Here is a 17,041-nt window from a genome sequence, read left to right as displayed (position 1 = left end):
AAATATCAAGTAAGGATTCGACGTATTTTTGGCTAAAATACTATATCTGAGTGGTGATTAATAATGATTCAGGCAATATTAGTTGACGATGAACGGCTTGCCCTTGTGAAATTAGAGTTTATGTTAAAAAAAATACCATCCATACATATAGCCGCTTCCTATACGGACCCCTCGCAGGCCATTCAAGAGGCTCCGTCTTATCATCCTGACGTTATTTTTATTGATATTGAAATGCCTGAAATTAATGGTCTTCAAGCTGCCGAGATGCTCCAAGAGACCTGTCCAAACGCAAATATTATCTTTGTTACCGCGTATAACCATTATGCTGTGGAAGCCTTTGAGATCAATGCGCTCGATTATATTTTGAAGCCTGTGCGAAATGACCGACTACTGAAGGCCGTCCAACGGTTAGAAGAAAGATTGTCACTTGCCCCAAAACTCATCATTGCAACAGAAGAGGTAACCATTCGTTGTCTTCAATCGCTTCGTTTTGAACGAGGTGGACAATCTCTGAATAATCTGCGTTGGAGAACCTCTAAGGCCCAAGAGTTATTTGCTTTTTTGCTCCATAATCGCAACCGCTTTGTAAGTAAAGACATGCTGATTGAACTGCTGTGGCCTGACTTTAATCTGAAAAAGGCTTCTACCCATCTCTATACAACAATTTATCAAGTCCGGCAATGCTTAAAGCAGAATGAAGTCGACCTGCATATCAGCAACCTTAGCGGGGGGGAAGGCTATACCCTTGAAACCGGATCAATGTTGATCGATGTAGATAAGTGGGAACAGGGGATTCTGGCTCTGGAAACCATTAGTGAAGTTAATTGTGCGGAGCATCAAGTTTTATTCGAGCTTTATTCTGGAGATTACTTTGACGATTATGATTATTTATGGGCCGAAAGTGAGCGGCAACGCCTTCGTACCATTTGGCTGCACCATGCAATGGGCATTGCCCAATTTTATATAGAAAGCAACAGAATTGCCGAAGCCGTTACTGTCTATCAACGAGTAGTGCAGCTGCAGCCTTATTTTGAACAAGGGCATTTAGGATTAATGAAGGTCTACGACAGTATTGGAGAACGTTCCGCTGTGGAAGAGCAGTACAAGCTGCTCAAGGATTTGTTCCAAAAGGAACTTAACCTTGGCCTTCCAGCCAGCGTTGAGCACTGGTACGAGCAATGGGAACAGTTTAACCATAGAGTGCGATGAGCTAAATACCCTATCAAGACATAATAAAGACACCCGGATAAAACCGGGTGTCTTTATTATTACCTTCCTAGTTATTACGTTTGAATCGTCTTGTTAATACAAACCCTAGTAGTACCAGACTTCCACCTACCAAGTAGATCGGAAATGCGCTGTCTTCTCCCGTTTTCGGAAGCTGAGTCGGTTTATTGCTGTTATTTCCTGGCTTAGTGACTGTACCCTTTGGTACTTCCTCCACATCAATCTCTATGAGGATTTCTTCTTCATTTCCATTCTCATCTGTAACAATAATGGTGAACTTATCTTTACCAATATAGCCCGGATCAGGTGTGTAGACCCATTTGCCATCCTTAGTAATAATTACTTTACCATGTCCCGGCTCATCTCCCAGGCTTGGCACTCCCCCAAGTGGAATTTCACCTTCAATAGGAACATCTTCATTGGTAATCTCTTTCTGCACAGGTGGAGTTACCTGCGGAACAACAGGCGTACTAGTTGCCACAGGCTGGCTTGGAGTAGCTGTTGGCGTAACCGTTGGCGTTGCTGTCGACACTGGCGTTACCATCGGTGTTGGTGAAGGTGTTGCCACCACAACTGGTGTTGGTGTTGGCGTAGAAGTAACGACTACTTCCGGAGTCGGTGATGGTGTCCAGATAGGACCTGTCGGTTCCTCTGGCGTCGACGTTGGTGTTGCTGTTGGTGTCGACGTTGGTGTTGCTGTCGGCGTCGACGTTGGTGTTGCTGTTGGTGTCGACGTTGGTGTTGCTGTCGGCGTCGACGTTGGTGTTGCTGTTGGTGTCGACGTTGGTGTTGCTGTTGGCGTCGACGTTGGTGTTGCTGTCGGCGTCGACGTTGGTGTTGCTGTTGGCGTCGACGTTGGTGTTGCTGTTGGTGTCGACGTTGGCGTTGCTGTCGGCGTCGACGTTGGTGTTGCTGTTGGCGCTGGCGTTGGTGTTACCGTTGGTGCTGGCGTTACGGTCGGTATAGGCGTTGCTGTTGGTGTCGGAACTTTGTTTTTAACCTGAAGGCTTATCCCTGTCGTCGAAGAAATAGTCACTTCATGTGGTGTTTGATCAAGAACATAACCAGCAGGTGCTGTTTTCTCAATTAATACATATTTCCCACCTGTTAGTTTGGTAAATTCAAGTATCCCGTTTGTATCCGTAGTGCCTTCCTTAATCCAGATCTTATCGGCATCAACTACCCGATACAGATCAAAAACGGCCCCACTTAACACCTTACTCGTATTCCCGTCTTCTACTTTGGTAATCGTCAACGGTCCTCTTACGCCGCTTCCTGTGCCGGAGCCGCTAGAGAGCTTAACGATAATTTCCTCGGTGCTTACACCTGGAACTACCTTGATGTTTTTACCATCGAAACTAACCTTATTGGTTACCTTATCATTGTTTTGTGCTGTGATCAGGGAGTCATATTTCAAAATATAAGCTTCGGAAATATCCTTCAGGAAACTAAGCTTAAAGCTTTCTTTTCCGTCATTATCCGTAGTGATTTCCAGCTTATAATCTGTACCACTCACCAATTCTTGGTTGGTCGATGTTACATCCCCATTGCTTGCAACTTTCGTTTTGTAGACATGGAATGTATTGGACAGCAGGATTTGATTGTCGCTTGGAATATCCGTAATTACCGCTTCTTTTACAAAAGATTGGTTACGGTTGATGTAAACCGTCCAATGTATTTTATTTCCATCCTGCGCACCTTCTTTGTTAACATATTCCCCGCCCTGAGGGATATTAACAGAAGCTTGCAGTTTAGCGGACTCTACTTTCGCACCGTCATATAACGTAGCTGTATTTTTAATTTCATTTGAATCAATCGCTTGATCCGCGAACGTTGTTTTGAAAGTGACGTAGAACGCATAATTAATCGTTTTATTAAATGTCACCTTCAGCTCACTGCCATCCAGCTCCACTTTATAATCAGCGGAATTCACACTAGCTTGAGGAGAAGGATTTCCATCCTTTCCATACTCCCATTTATTCACTTTCACAGAATCCATATTTACAACTTGGCCAGCTGAAATGGTATCAACCAGTTGAGCTTGGCTTAACGTTTTCTGATTATAATTAGCCCCAATGTTCCAAGTGATCTCCTTAGTTACAGCATTGTAGGAACCACTCTTCTTCCCATTGTTTTTAACCTCATCTCTTGGATTAAAGGTTGCGGTCGCTTCTTTATGCTTAGACTCCTTCACCCCATTAACCGTTTCTTTCCAATCGAGTGCACCTGTATTAGTGAATTGAGTTTTGCCCGGAGCCAGCCAATCATAGTTAAAGCTTGTTGTATAAGTAATTGTGTAAGGCTCATTTATCGGCGCATTAAAAGTAATCACAAATCCATCGTTTACTGCAACCGGATCATGCGCATTGTAAACAACACTATGGACGGTAGCAGTTCCACCTTTAGTTGGTTGAACCTTTAATGTACCCGGGACAAGCTTTAATCCGGCATTGCCAAAAGTATCTGTCACCACTAAATTTTCCATAGTCTTGCTGTCGTCGTTAATTTGGATAGTCCAATCGAGGGTCTTAGTCGCATAATTAACGTTGCTATAATTTTTATGGAGAATTTGCTGCTTGATATCACTGTAACCCGTTTCTGTTTTTCCATCATAAGTAATCTTGTTCGTAATCTTGCCATCATCAAATACTCTGCCATTTGCCTTTGTCTGATATTCAATACGGTAGGCAGAATTAATATCATTGTTAAATTTCAGATCAAAACCATTTAATCCCGTTGCAGTTGTTGGAGTTATTGTATATTCGCTTGAAGCGATTTCCGCGCTTTTAACCCCGTTGCCATTACTGTCGATCGTTACAGGATAAACTTTAACCGAGCTGAGAATCAGATCTTGGGTGTTATTGAATGTATCCTTCAAAATAGCATTTGCCGCTAAAATTGTTTTTTCATTGTAATTGAAATTAACAGCCCAGGAAATCACCTGATTCGCTGCATCGTATTTAGTGGACTCTTTCGATAGTGGTTTGCCACGTCCTACTGTAACTGTAGTGCTAGCCTTTTTAGAAAATCCGTTATCTCCTGTTAAGACTGCCTCATTCAAAAAGGTTTTCGCATCTACACCAGTACCAGTTATATCCGTAGAAAAGCCAATCCGGTAGGCCTTAGTAAGCGGGTTATCCGCAAATTTCAGCTTTAACTCTCCCAAAGTGGATCCTGTCACATCATACTTGCTGCTGTCCACTATATTGCCAAGACTCACAGTCCCATCGACCTTCACATCAAGCTCATAAACAGCAATAGATACCGTATTTAGTGATAATCCCGCAGGGAGTGTGTCTGTGATAACTGCATTTTTTACGCTTTCCAGTGCCTTATTCACATCAACCGTCCAAGCGATGCTTGTTGGGTTATAATACTGCGGCTTAGGCGAACCGTCTTTTTCTATAGTAGAGCTAACCTTCGGCTTAAAATTAAGCTCAATGGTCTGAGTACCGCCTTGTATCGGGAAAATCAGGGTTTGCTTCGTGGAGCCAGTAATCTTCTTGGAGCTCAAAAGCGACCTTACGGAGAAAGTCCCTCCCACTTTATCGTGGGTTTCGATATACGCATTAAATGTAAATACAACGCGGTTAGTATTTTTGTCGACGGTATAAGTCCCTACAGGTTCATCGTCAAAAATAAGATCACCATTCAGATCGTTATAAAGTTCAAACTGTGTTGGAAGATCAAAGGTATAGGTGGACCCATCCTTATATCCATGCCCATCTGGAAGTGACCATGTATAGTTCAATTCCGAATAGGAATCAAGTTCATATACGCTTTCTGTAACCGTATTTGTGTATTTATCATCGGTGTATACAGCAAGCGTAACACTAGTAATGAGGTCATCTCCAATTACAGTACCGTTGCCACTCGCATATGCCTGCGAATTGACTCCAAAGCCAAAGCTGTAAGCCCATTGCGTCACAAGCAAGAATACTACGAGCAATGCGCTAATTTTCTTTTTTGATAACATTATTAAAAATGCCTCCTTTATCACTCCGTTTATCGTGCTTTTCCTAAGCTTTATCCTTTGAATCCCGTACTCTACTCCCCCGCATTAACCTCCTTGACTCTTTCTCATGATATAAATTTGCAACCTAACAACTATTGTAAATAGTCCATCTATACATAATCTGAACAGCGTCCTATTGCAGTCTTGGAGATCTTTTTATTGCAAAAAAAAACAGGGATATGCGCAATAACTCGCATATCCCTGTCGTATTTACTACTTAGTGGAAAATAAAAATAACATTGTACATCTTATAGACTAGCGTGATCACGTTTGGTGTAAGTCTTACGCTTCTCCAGAAGCTTGTTCAGCGCATCAATATAAGCGCGGGCACTTGCTTCTAGAATATCGGTGCTAAGTCCACGGCCTTGTGCAGCTACTTCTCCCTGCGAAAGCACCACATGAACCTCACCCTGCGCATCTTTACCACGGGAGACCGATTTAATCGAATAATCTCCAAGGGTAACTTCCTCATTCGTAGCTTTATCAATAGCATTGTAGATGGCATCTACTGAACCATTACCTTCGGCCTCAGCTACAATCGGCTGGTCTTCCGGACCCGCAATGATAACCTTGGCGGTTGGAACAGCTTCATTACCATAAGTAACGAACATCGTTTGCAGCTTAAAGACTTCTGGCGTATCAATTAATTTCTCTTCAATCAAAGCCAAAATGTCTTCATCTGATACTTCTTTTTTCTTATCTGCCAAATCCTTAAATCTAGAAAAAGCGGTGTTCAGCTCTTCTTCGGACAAATCATACCCAAGATCACTCAACTTATCGCGGAAAGCGTGCCGTCCAGAGTGTTTGCCGAGTACCAGCTTGCTCTCTTTAAGTCCAATAGTCTCCGGTGTCATGATCTCGTAGGTAGTTTTCTCTTTTAGCATCCCGTCCTGGTGAATACCCGATTCATGAGCAAATGCGTTAGCTCCTACAATCGCTTTATTCCCTGGAACCACCATACCTGTCAGCTTGCTGACCAGACGGCTTGTGCGAGAGATCTCAGATAACGTAAGCGATGTTTTTGCACCAAAAAATTCAGCCCGTGTCTCAAGCGCTAGCGCAACTTCTTCAATCGCTGTGTTCCCGGCACGTTCACCGATACCGTTGATCGTTCCTTCGATCTGATCTGCACCATTCTGAATCGCAGCCAACGTATTTGCTGTAGCCATACCAAGATCGTTATGACAATGGGCACTAAGCTGTACGCGTTCAATATCAGGCACATTCTCTTTTAGATATTTAAAGATAGCTCCGTACTCCGAAGGATTCAAATAACCTACAGTATCCGGGATATTAACAACATTAGCGCCTTCCCGGATAGCCATGCCGACCATTTCAGCCATGAAATCATACTCCGTACGGCCCGCGTCTTCTAATGAAAACTCGAGCTTAGGGAAATATTTTTTAGCGTATCGGATAGCAGACTGTGCAGTTTCCAGCACCTGAGCCTTATCCATCCGTAGCTTATGCTGGCGGTGAATAGGAGATGTAGCCAGAAAAATATGAATACAAGGGTCCTGCGCTCCCTGTAGTGCTTCTTTTACAGCATCAATATCTGTCTCTCTAGAACGAGAAAGGCCGATTACCGTGACGTTCTTCACAGCTCTTGCCACCGCATTAACAGAAGCTAGATCACCTGGAGAAGCTGCAGGAAAACCCGCTTCCATGCGATCAATTCCCAGCTTCTCTAACTGGTAAGCGATCTCCACTTTCTCACGCGTGTTGAGGTTCACACCTGGTGACTGCTCTCCATCTCGCAGTGTCGTATCGAACACATAAATTTTCCGCATGCTAAGCACCTCCCAAAAATTGTGCTGAAACTCTCAAATGCGGCTCGCAAAGTCACGGCCGCATTTGAAGGTAATACTATTTAATCATAAGTATGATTATGATTATTTCTTAATCCAGTGCATCATTTCACGCAATTGGCTACCTACAACTTCTACTGGGTGAGCAGCTTCGTTGCGGCGAGTAGCGGTAAGGAAAGCACGTCCGGATTGGTTCTCAAGGATAAAGTCACGAGCGAATTTACCTTCTTGAATATCTGTCAGAACAGCTTTCATAGCTTTTTTAGTATCTTCAGTTACAATACGTGGTCCAGTTACATAGTCACCGTACTCAGCAGTGTTACTGATAGAATCGCGCATGCTGGACAATCCGCCTTCGTATACCATGTCAACGATCAGCTTCAATTCGTGCAGACATTCGAAGTAAGCCATCTCAGGAGCATATCCTGCTTCTGTCAATGTTTCGAAGCCAGCTTTGATCAGTGCGGATACACCACCGCAAAGTACAGCTTGTTCACCGAACAAGTCAGTTTCGGTTTCTTCACGGAAGGAAGTTTCGATAACCCCTGCGCGTGTACAGCCGATACCTTTTGCATAAGCAAGACCGATTTCTTTAGCTTTTCCAGTTGCATCTTGTTCGATAGCAATCAAGCCAGGAACGCCAAAGCCTTCAACATAAGTACGACGAACCATGTGACCTGGAGATTTTGGTGCTACAAGCAGCACGTCTGCATCTTTAGGAGCAACGATTTGTCCAAAGTGTACGTTAAAGCCGTGGGAGAACATCAAAGCTGCGCCTTTTTTAAGGTTTGGTTCTACTTCATTTTTATATACCGAAGCCTGTGTTTCATCTGGCATTAGGATTTGCACAACATCTGCACGGGATACTGCTTCAGCTACTGGCAATACTTCAAAACCGTCATTTTTCGCAGTTTCAAAAGATTTACCTTCACGAAGACCGATGACAACTTGAAGACCACTGTCACGCAGGTTTTGTGCTTGGGCATGTCCTTGGCTACCGTACCCGATTACCGCAATTGTCTTTCCTTTTAATACACTAAGTTCTGCATCCTGTTCATAGTACGTTGTAACTGCCATTGTCAATATCCTCCTTTAATTTGAGACCCATCATAAAGAGCGGGTGCTTCAAGAGAACTGGATTCATAGAAGATCTAGCTGCTCCTCAAGCTCCCGCTCTTTAGCGGGAAGTTCATTCATATCATATCAGATTAATGCAATCAAGCAGTAATCCGTTAAAGTCGCAAAATAAAATATTTAAGAGTTACCGCGTACCATAGCCGTAATACCCGTGCGAGACAGCTCTCTGATTCCATAAGGTTTCAAAAGCTCGATCATCGCATCAATCTTCACTGTATCTCCAACTACCTGTACTAACAATGTAGTGCTGCCAATATCAACAACTGAAGCCCGGAAGGTTTCTACAACGCCCATAATTTCCGGACGCTCACTTGGATCAGCATTCACTTTAATCAGAGCCAGCTCACGAGCAACCATTGGCTTAGATCCAAGATCAACGACTTTAATTACATCAATTAACTTGTAGAGCTGCTTCTCGATTTGTTCAAGCGTATGCTGGTCTCCAAGAGTAACGATAACCATCCGGGACAATCCAACCTCTTCAGACTGGCCAACCGTAATACTCTCAATATTAAATCCGCGGCGACCGAACAAACCCGACACCCGTTGAAGCACACCCGGCTGGTCATTTACGAGTACAGAAATCGTATGTCTTGTCACTGTTATTCATCCCCCATCAGCATATGATCGATGGTTGAACCTTGAGTTACCATCGGGTAGACATTCTCGTCTTTTGGAACAACGAATTCTACCAATACTGGACCCGGTGTTTCCAGTGCCTTCTGCCATGCATCACGTGCTTCTTCCTTATTCGTCGCCCGTAGACCTTTTACGCCATAGGCCTCAGCCAGCTTAACGAAGTCCGGACTGCCTGCGAGATCTGTAAAGCTGTAACGTTTATCATAGATAAGATTCTGCCATTGGCGAACCATGCCAAGCACCTGATTGTTAATTACTACAATTTTGACTGGTATATTGTTAATCGCACATATTGCTAGCTCTTGGGAACACATTTGCATGCCGCCATCACCATTAATCGATACTACCAACCGTTCAGGATGTGCCATCTGTGCACCGATAGCTGACGGGAATCCGAAGCCCATCGTTCCAAGACCGCCTGAAGTAATCCATGAACGCGGATGATTAAACTTATAGTATTGTGCAGCCCACATTTGATGCTGACCAACATCCGTTGTGACAATCGCTTCACCTTTAGTGGTGTCATTGATCATTTCAATCACCCATTGTGGTTTAAGCTCTGTTTCTGAATCCTTATACCGAAGCGGCTGATCTAGCTTCCACTGAGCAATCTGTGTTCTCCAAGCATCAGCATTAGATGCGCGTCCAACCTCAGGATTCAGCATTTCCAATACAGTTTTCACATCGCCTACAATCGGAATATCAGGCGATACATTTTTCCCGATTTCTGCAGGGTCTATATCGATATGCACGATTTTGGCTTTTGGCGCGAAGCCGTCCAGTCTGCCAGTAACACGATCATCAAAACGTGCACCGATATTAATGAGCAAATCGCACTGTTGAATCGCATTATTCGCGGTATACGTACCATGCATACCCGGCATTCCCATCCAAAGTTCTTCTGCACTAGGGAAAGCTCCGAGACCCAGCAAGGTTGTAGTAATTGGAATCTCTGTCCGTTTCACGAATTCGAACATAGCTTCATGTGCTCCGGAGTAAATAACTCCACCACCTGCAATGATAATCGGACGTTCAGCAACCGCAATCGCACGAACCAATTTATCAAGCTGCAGTTTGTTTGGAACTGTACAAGGATTGTAGCCCCGAAGATTCACTGTTTTCACTGGTGTGAACAACGTCTTCGCTGCTGACACGTCTTTCGGAATATCGATCAACACTGGACCTTTACGACCGGTATTCGCCACATGGAAAGCTTCATGTATAACACGCGGGAGATCCTCAACATCTCTTACAAAGTAGCTATGCTTAGTGATTGGCATCGTTATCCCGGTAATGTCTGCTTCCTGGAAAGCATCTGTACCGATCAGGCTGGAGAATACGTTACCTGTGATTACAACCAATGGAGTGGAGTCCATATATGCTGTAGCAATACCTGTTACAAGATTCGTTGCTCCGGGACCCGAGGTAGCAATACATACCCCTGGTTTGCCACTTGCTCTAGCGTAACCGTCAGCTGCATGAATAGCACCTTGCTCATGACGTGTTAACACGTGATTGAAATCCGTAAAACCGTACAATGCATCATAGATGTACAATACAGCTCCACCCGGATATCCGAATACAGTGTCTACACCTTCTAATACAAGGCTGCGGAGTAATATCTCGGAACCGGAAATGACCTCCGGCTCCATCCATTTTTCTTTTAACTGCTCAGTAGACCGTAATTCCGGTATTTGCGCGCTCATCAGTATTCCTCCTCCGATATTTAACATTCATTATGCAAATGACGGACCGTCCTTTATACATCAGCAAATGGTTCCTTATAAAACAAAAAAACCTTTCGCCTCCCACGCACAGTATTAGCGCGTGAGGGACGAAAGGTTGATCTTCCGTGGTACCACCCATGTTTGCATTACATCTCGCGATGCAACGCCTTATCAGGTATACAAAAATCCATCGATGTAGGCAAGGGCCCTAATCTCTGTAACCTGAAGTCCCTAACGCGGACTAAACGATTTCCCCTAATAATTCCACCACTCTAGCCAGTGGACCTTTCAGGAAAACAGCTCCGAGGTGAGCTCGTATATAAGGGATTTCGGTGGAGGTTGCAGCAGATCCTCACACTCTCTGAGCAAAAGAGCCCTTAAAACTTCGTCCTCATCATTGCCGATACATGTATGTTCGATAAAATGTTTAGACACATTATATGATTCCTAACATGGATAAGTCAATACCCTTATTTTTAATATTGTCACAACTCCTACTTCTACGTGCTGGGAACCCCCACCCCGCTCCCGACATATGATGTACGACAATGCGTAGAAAGGGGGCGCTCTATGATCCGTTATCGTCGACCCAAGCAGGATGACGTCATTATCCTTGATTTAATCGAGCGACAGCTTGTACCATTATCTCATTTGCCAAAGACTGAAATTGCCAAAATCAAAAAAGATATCCCCCGTCGTCTGGGACACGGTATCACCTTAGTCGCCTGTCCCGACTATGAGAGTGATCCAATGGGGTTTGTCCATTTCCTGCTGCATGGTGATTTACTTTATATCGATATGTTAGCCATAGCACCCGCAGCACGGCGCAAACACTTGGGGAATATGCTCATGGATCGAGCAGAACGATTTGCACTATCACGCGGATGTCATCGGGCTAAGGTATCCGTCGATTTAGGAAATACAGCAGCTCTTGCCTTTTATCAAAAATTGGGCTACAGCGTAGCCCGTTATCAATCCCTAAGCTTCTGTTACGAACTGGAAAAAAGGTTCATCTAATTAAATCAAAACTCAACTGAACTTAAAAGAATCCGAAAGGTGGATAGGGTGTGCCTCCGTACCCATAGCCTCCATAAGGATTGCCATAGCCAGGACCTCCACCATAAGGTACTCCACCGCCATAGCCACTACCAAAAGCATAAGGTGCTGTACCAATGGCAAGCAAATCAAACAACACTAAAGGAATGATTGCTTTGGTTTGTACTTTTTTACCACTTACGCGTTGTAATATCAGACGATTTCCGGATACACGCAGCAGTTTACCTGTCACCTGAGTACCGTCTTTTTTTACTGCAATGATCTGCTTACCTACGAGTCTCATAACTTGCTTCTTCGTAACTGGCTTAGTCATATGATCCCCTCCTAAATGTTTTGTACGCCTCTCATTCGCATCATCTACAAAACAGTCTATTCGTTGGAAAGGACCTTCGCCTGTACACTTGCCCTCCTACCTCAATGTTTATCCTTGCTGATCCTAATAAAAAAGCCGTATTTCCGGGAAAAGACCGGAAATACGGCTTTGAAAAGTTACATTTCTATCGCTTACCAGGATCGTATGGCTGTCCTAATGCCTTAGGAGCAGAGGAACGGCCTACAGCCCCTACCAGTACGATGATAGTCAGTACATAAGGGATCATAAAGATAAACTCTTGAGGAATATTTTGTGACCACTCATACAATTGAACATAGTTGCGAATCGCTTGGGAGAATCCGAAGAATACCGCTGCACCAAAGGCGCCAAGTGGATTCCATTTCCCAAAGATCATCGCTGCAATGGCGATAAAACCTTGACCAGAGATTGTATTATGTCCAAAGGTTCCGGTCGTTGTTAAAGTGATTGTAGCCCCACCAATACCCGCCATCAATCCACTCAACATTACACCGATATATCTCATCCGATTAACTTTTACACCTAGTGTATCTGCAGCACTTGGATGCTCACCTACAGCACGCAAACGCAATCCAAATGGCGTCTTAAACAGAACCAAATAAATAACGATGACCAGTATTATGGCCAAATAAGTTGTAGGATAGGAATTAAAAATCCCTTCACCAATCACTGGGATTTTGGAGAGCCCAGGAATTGCAACCTTGCTGAATCCGTCAATGATCGGAGTTTCAGCAGATCCATCAAACAGGAGCTTAACCATGTAGAGCGTGCTGCCTGCAGCTAAAAAGTTAATAACCGTACCACTAATCGTCTGATCAGATTTAAAGGTTATAGATGCAACCGCATGAATTAGTGAGCCTAGCACACCAACAGCTATAGCACAGAGTACACCAACCCAAGGAGCCCATTCGCCCATTCCAGCGTCCTGAGCATAATAACCGCCTACTGCTGCCGCAAAGGCACCAAACATCATCAAACCTTCAAGTCCAATGTTTACGACACCGGAACGTTCAGAGAAGATGCCGCCAAGTGAGGCAAAAATGAGCGCTGTGGAAAAAACAAGCGTTGTATTAAGCAGTTGACCTAACGTCTGCAGATCCATCTATAACACCTTCTCTTTCTTGCGCTTGAAGTAAAAGGGCTTAAGCACCCAGCGCACAATCCCTTGTGCCGCAATAAAGAATATGATTGAACCAATAACGATACGAATAAGCTCCGGTGGAACATCTGCAGCAAAACTCATACCCGCAGAACCATAAGTCAGCGTACCGTAGAGAATCGCAGCCAGAATAACACCAAGTGGATGTGTTAAACCAAGAAGAGCAACGGCGATACCATCAAATCCATATCCTGGCGATGCCGCGAAAATAGCTTGATAATGGAATACACCAAGCACCTCTCCTGCTCCGGCCAGACCGGCGAATACACCACTTATGAACATTGCCTTCATAACGTTACGTCCAACATTCATCCCTGCATATTCGGCAGCATGTGGATTGTAACCAACTGCACGCATTTCGTAGCCCTGCTTGGTCTTCCATAAGTACACATAGAAGAATACCGCTGCAGCAAGAGCAATAGCTGTACCCCAGTGTAGACGTGCATTATCAAATATCGAATTCAAAAAGGTCATGGAAAGTGAGGCCGGAATATCCTCGGAACGATTTTGTCCTGGAAGCAACAAAAAGTTTCTAACGATATAATTCGACAGGTAAAGAGCGATCCAGTTTAACATGATTGTGGTAATAACTTCATTAATCCCACGTTTTGCTTTCAAATAACCGGCAATCCCTGCCCATAAACCACCGCAGAGACCCGCAATAATTACAGCAAGCGGGACAAGCAGGAAGGACGGCAGACCTGCCATCTTAATACCCACCACTGTTGCCGCTGTCATACCAATCATTACTTGGCCATCTGCCCCGATATTAAACATCCCTGAACGGAATGCGAAAGCTACGGCTAGCCCTGTAAGCATTAATGGTGTCATTTCGCGCACAGCTTCACCAAAGTTATACAAATTACCAAACACCCGTTTGAACAGTGCGGAGTAAGCAGTTATCGGATCATAACCGCCCAGAAGCATAACTATTGCTCCCACAAGAAAACCAAGCACGATGGCAACCAGAGGAACGATGTAGCTGTCAGTTGTGAAGATTTTTTTGAACTTATTCAACTGCCTTACCTCCCCGCTGCAAGCTGCCTGCCATCATAAGACCCAGTTCCTGATCATTCGTATCTTGCGGGAACACTTCACCGACAATTTTCCCTTCATAGATAACAGCGATTCTGTCAGAGACGTTCATAATCTCGTCCAATTCAAAGGAAATAAGTAGAACAGCCTTTCCTTGATCACGCTGAGCTATGAGTTGCTTCTGAACAAATTCGATAGCCCCAACATCTAGACCGCGTGTAGGTTGTGCGGCAATTAACAATGTCGGATTTTTATCTATTTCCCGCGCAATAATCGCTTTCTGTTGATTTCCGCCGGATAAAGAACGGGCTTTGGTCTCTATTGAAGGTGTACGTACATCAAATTGCTCTATAAGCTTCGCTGCGTACTTATCAATGACATCATTTTGCAAAAAGCCATTTTTGTTGTAAGGACTCTTATAATAAGTTTCCAAAACCATATTCTCACTCATGGTGAAATCAAGCACTAACCCATGCTTGTGGCGGTCCTCAGGAATATGAGAGACATTCATCTCTGAAACCTTCCGCGGTGATAAATTAGCAATTTCATTGCCAGACACGGTAATCGAACCCGAATCAATTTTGCGCAGACCTGTAATGGCCTGGATCAACTCACTTTGTCCATTGCCATCTACGCCAGCAATCCCGAGAATTTCCCCTGCTTTAACTTCAAAGCTAAGACCATCCAGTACGGAGACCCCGTCTTTACTCTTACTGCTGACATCCTTCAGTTTGAGTACAGATTGACCAACCTCAGGAGCTTTCTTGTCCACTTTGAAAGTTACGCCACGCCCAACCATTTTTTCAGCTAGCTCATTAGGGTTAGTCTCTGCGGTATTCACAGTATCAATTACTTTCCCACGTCTAATAATGGTGACCCGATCAGATATTTGCATGATTTCTTTAAGCTTATGCGTGATCAAAATAATGGATTTTCCCTCTGCAACAAGCCGCTTCATAATCGCCATGAGTTCCGTAATTTCTTGAGGCGTAAGTACTGCGGTCGGCTCATCAAATATGAGAATATCCGCTCCACGGTACAGGGTCTTCATAATCTCTACCCTTTGCTGCATACCTACCGAAATGTCATGAATAACGGCATTTGGATTCACTTGCAGGCCATATTGCTCCGATAGCTTCCGAACCTGTTCCGCAGCGGATTTATAGTCAATTTTAAGACCTTTTTTCGGCTCCATCCCAAGAACAATATTCTCGGTCACCGTAAAAGGCTCCACAAGCTTGAAATGCTGATGAACCATACCAATACCAAGCTCAATAGCTTTATTGGGGTTATCAATAATAACCGGTTTCCCGTCGATTTCAATACTGCCTTCATCCGGTTGATACAATCCAAATACAATATTCATTAAAGTGGACTTGCCTGCACCATTCTCACCAAGCAATGCAAGAATTTCACCCTTTTTAAGCGTCAAGCTAATGGAATCGTTAGCAACAATACCGGGAAAGCGTTTTGTGATTTGCTTCAACTCTACGACAGGAGCCGCAGCACTCATGGAATCACCCTCATCACAGAATATATAACTACCTTATAGACACGGATGTACCGCCCTTTGTAAGGCGGTATATCTATGTTCCTCATATCATAACCAGTGCTTTAACAAGGAATAAGGCCAGCACAACACCGGCCTTATTCTTTGATCCTTATTGTAATGCAATAAATGGAGACTAACTATTACTCGGAAGGAACAGTGATTGTTCCATCAATGATTTGTTTTTTGTATTCTTCAACTTTAGCCAGGATCTCTTCAGAAACGTTGTCCTTAGTATCAGAAATACCTACACCATTATCTTTCAGACCAAGAACGGTTGTAGTACCACCCTTGAACGTACCGTCAATTACTTCTTTAGAAACTTTAAGAACAGCTTCGTCTACACGTTTGATCATGGAAGTCAAAGTAACGTCAGTACCAAACTCGATGGATTGGTCTTTATCTACACCAATAACCCATACTTTAGAACCGCCTGCTTTGTTACGAGCTTTAGCTTCGTTGAATACGCCATTTCCTGTTTGTCCAGCAGCAGGGAAGATAATGTCGTTTCCGTCGTTATACAATGTAGCTGCAAGAGATTTACCAACGTCTGGTTTGTCATAACCACCAGCATAAGTAGGTGTTACTTTAGCTGAAGGGTTAACTGCTGCTACACCAGCTTTAAAGCCAGCTTCAAAACGTTTGATTACAGGGCTTTCCAGACCACCGATGAATGCAACTTTGTTAGTTTTTGTAGTCAGACCAGCAACCACCCCAACCAAGAAAGAACCTTCATTTTCGGAGAAAGTAACGGAAGCTACGTTAGGAGCTTCAACTACGCTATCAATGATAGCCAAGTTAGCATTTGGGTTCTCAGTAGCTACTTTTTTAATTGCGTCGCCAAGATCAAAACCAATACCCCAAGTCAAGTTGTATCCATCTTTAACGAAGGAGTTAAGGTTTGGCTCATAGTCAGCATTTGATTTACTTTGCAAGTACTTAACGCCACTACCTGTTTCTTTTTCAAGAGCTTGCAATGCTTCCCATGCGGATTGGTTAAACGATTTATCGTTTACGCCACCAATGTCAGTAACCATACCAAATTTGAAATCGGATTTAGGTGCGTTTGTTCCTGCATTGGTTCCTGCATTAGTTTCACCTTTAGCGGCGTTGTTATTGTTGTTTCCACAGCCTGTCAAAACGACTGTAAGAGACAGCAACATTGCAAGAGATAGCTTTAAACCTTTTTTCATTGAATGTAATCCCCCTTAAAATATTGGATGTCTTCTGTGTTCTGCTTGGACATTCCATTAGTTCAAATTATAACTGCAATAAAATCTAAAATCCAGTGCATAAATGACCTCAGGTCAATAATAATTTGCACTTTTTAGCAAGTA

12 protein-coding genes are annotated in these 17,041 nt (G+C 43.7%); 2 read left to right on the top strand and 10 right to left on the bottom strand.

The annotated features are described in order from the left end of the window. Positions 1-63 precede the first annotated feature (63 nt). A complete protein-coding gene (locus PODO_RS06205) occupies positions 64-1,209 on the top strand; it encodes a response regulator (protein ID WP_051491105.1) in 1,146 nt (381 codons plus the stop codon). A 67-nt stretch (positions 1,210-1,276) separates the two neighbouring features. Here PODO_RS06205 and PODO_RS06200 read toward each other — a convergent pair whose 3' ends face one another. The 5 genes from PODO_RS06200 to ilvB form a co-directional block, all read right to left on the bottom strand. Further along, positions 1,277-5,203, bottom strand: a complete 3,927-nt coding sequence (locus PODO_RS06200) for a collagen binding domain-containing protein (protein WP_038569219.1) — start codon at positions 5,201-5,203, stop codon at positions 1,277-1,279. Between the two features lie 287 nt (positions 5,204-5,490). Beyond that, positions 5,491-7,032 carry a 2-isopropylmalate synthase gene (locus PODO_RS06195; RefSeq protein WP_038569217.1) on the bottom strand — a complete coding sequence of 514 codons (1,542 nt, stop codon included), beginning with the start codon at positions 7,030-7,032 and terminating at the stop codon, positions 5,491-5,493. A gap of 102 nt (positions 7,033-7,134) precedes the next feature. Beyond that, complete coding sequence (gene ilvC / locus PODO_RS06190) at positions 7,135-8,127, bottom strand: ketol-acid reductoisomerase (protein ID WP_036679485.1); 993 nt, start codon at positions 8,125-8,127, stop codon at positions 7,135-7,137. A gap of 177 nt (positions 8,128-8,304) precedes the next feature. After that, positions 8,305-8,793 carry an acetolactate synthase small subunit gene (ilvN, locus tag PODO_RS06185; protein ID WP_170914191.1) on the bottom strand — a complete coding sequence of 163 codons (489 nt, stop codon included), beginning with the start codon at positions 8,791-8,793 and terminating at the stop codon, positions 8,305-8,307. Continuing rightward, positions 8,790-10,532: a biosynthetic-type acetolactate synthase large subunit gene (gene ilvB / locus PODO_RS06180; protein WP_036679490.1), complete on the bottom strand. Its 1,743-nt coding sequence runs from the start codon at positions 10,530-10,532 to the stop codon at positions 8,790-8,792. The genes ilvN and ilvB overlap by 4 nt, the downstream gene beginning before the upstream one ends. Before the next feature lie 591 nt (positions 10,533-11,123). On the opposite strand from ilvB, the gene PODO_RS06175 reads away from it, so the two are divergent. Then, entirely contained in the window at positions 11,124-11,570 is a 447-nt protein-coding gene (locus PODO_RS06175; RefSeq protein WP_036679492.1) for a GNAT family N-acetyltransferase, read from the top strand. Between the two features lie 22 nt (positions 11,571-11,592). On the opposite strand, the gene PODO_RS06170 is transcribed toward PODO_RS06175, so the two are convergent. The 5 genes from PODO_RS06170 to PODO_RS06150 all read right to left on the bottom strand — a co-directional run bounded on the left by PODO_RS06170 (position 11,593) and on the right by PODO_RS06150 (position 16,897). Further along, positions 11,593-11,922: a hypothetical protein gene (locus PODO_RS06170; RefSeq protein WP_038569211.1), complete on the bottom strand. Its 330-nt coding sequence runs from the start codon at positions 11,920-11,922 to the stop codon at positions 11,593-11,595. A gap of 184 nt (positions 11,923-12,106) precedes the next feature. After that, positions 12,107-13,063 carry an ABC transporter permease gene (locus PODO_RS06165; RefSeq protein WP_036679496.1) on the bottom strand — a complete coding sequence of 319 codons (957 nt, stop codon included), beginning with the start codon at positions 13,061-13,063 and terminating at the stop codon, positions 12,107-12,109. Then, positions 13,064-14,137: an ABC transporter permease gene (locus tag PODO_RS06160; protein ID WP_036679498.1), complete on the bottom strand. Its 1,074-nt coding sequence runs from the start codon at positions 14,135-14,137 to the stop codon at positions 13,064-13,066. After that, positions 14,130-15,668 (bottom strand): ABC transporter ATP-binding protein, encoded by a 1,539-nt coding sequence (locus tag PODO_RS06155; RefSeq protein ID WP_036679500.1) that lies wholly within the window; start codon positions 15,666-15,668, stop codon positions 14,130-14,132. Before PODO_RS06155 ends, PODO_RS06160 begins: the two co-directional genes overlap by 8 nt. A 179-nt stretch (positions 15,669-15,847) precedes the next feature. Next, positions 15,848-16,897 (bottom strand): BMP family lipoprotein, encoded by a 1,050-nt coding sequence (locus tag PODO_RS06150; protein ID WP_036679503.1) that lies wholly within the window; start codon positions 16,895-16,897, stop codon positions 15,848-15,850. Positions 16,898-17,041 lie beyond the last annotated feature (144 nt).

The organism is Paenibacillus odorifer (assembly GCF_000758725.1).
Classification (GTDB): domain Bacteria; phylum Bacillota; class Bacilli; order Paenibacillales; family Paenibacillaceae; genus Paenibacillus_AQ; species Paenibacillus_AQ odorifer.
This window is presented reverse-complemented; position numbering and strand designations above follow the sequence as displayed.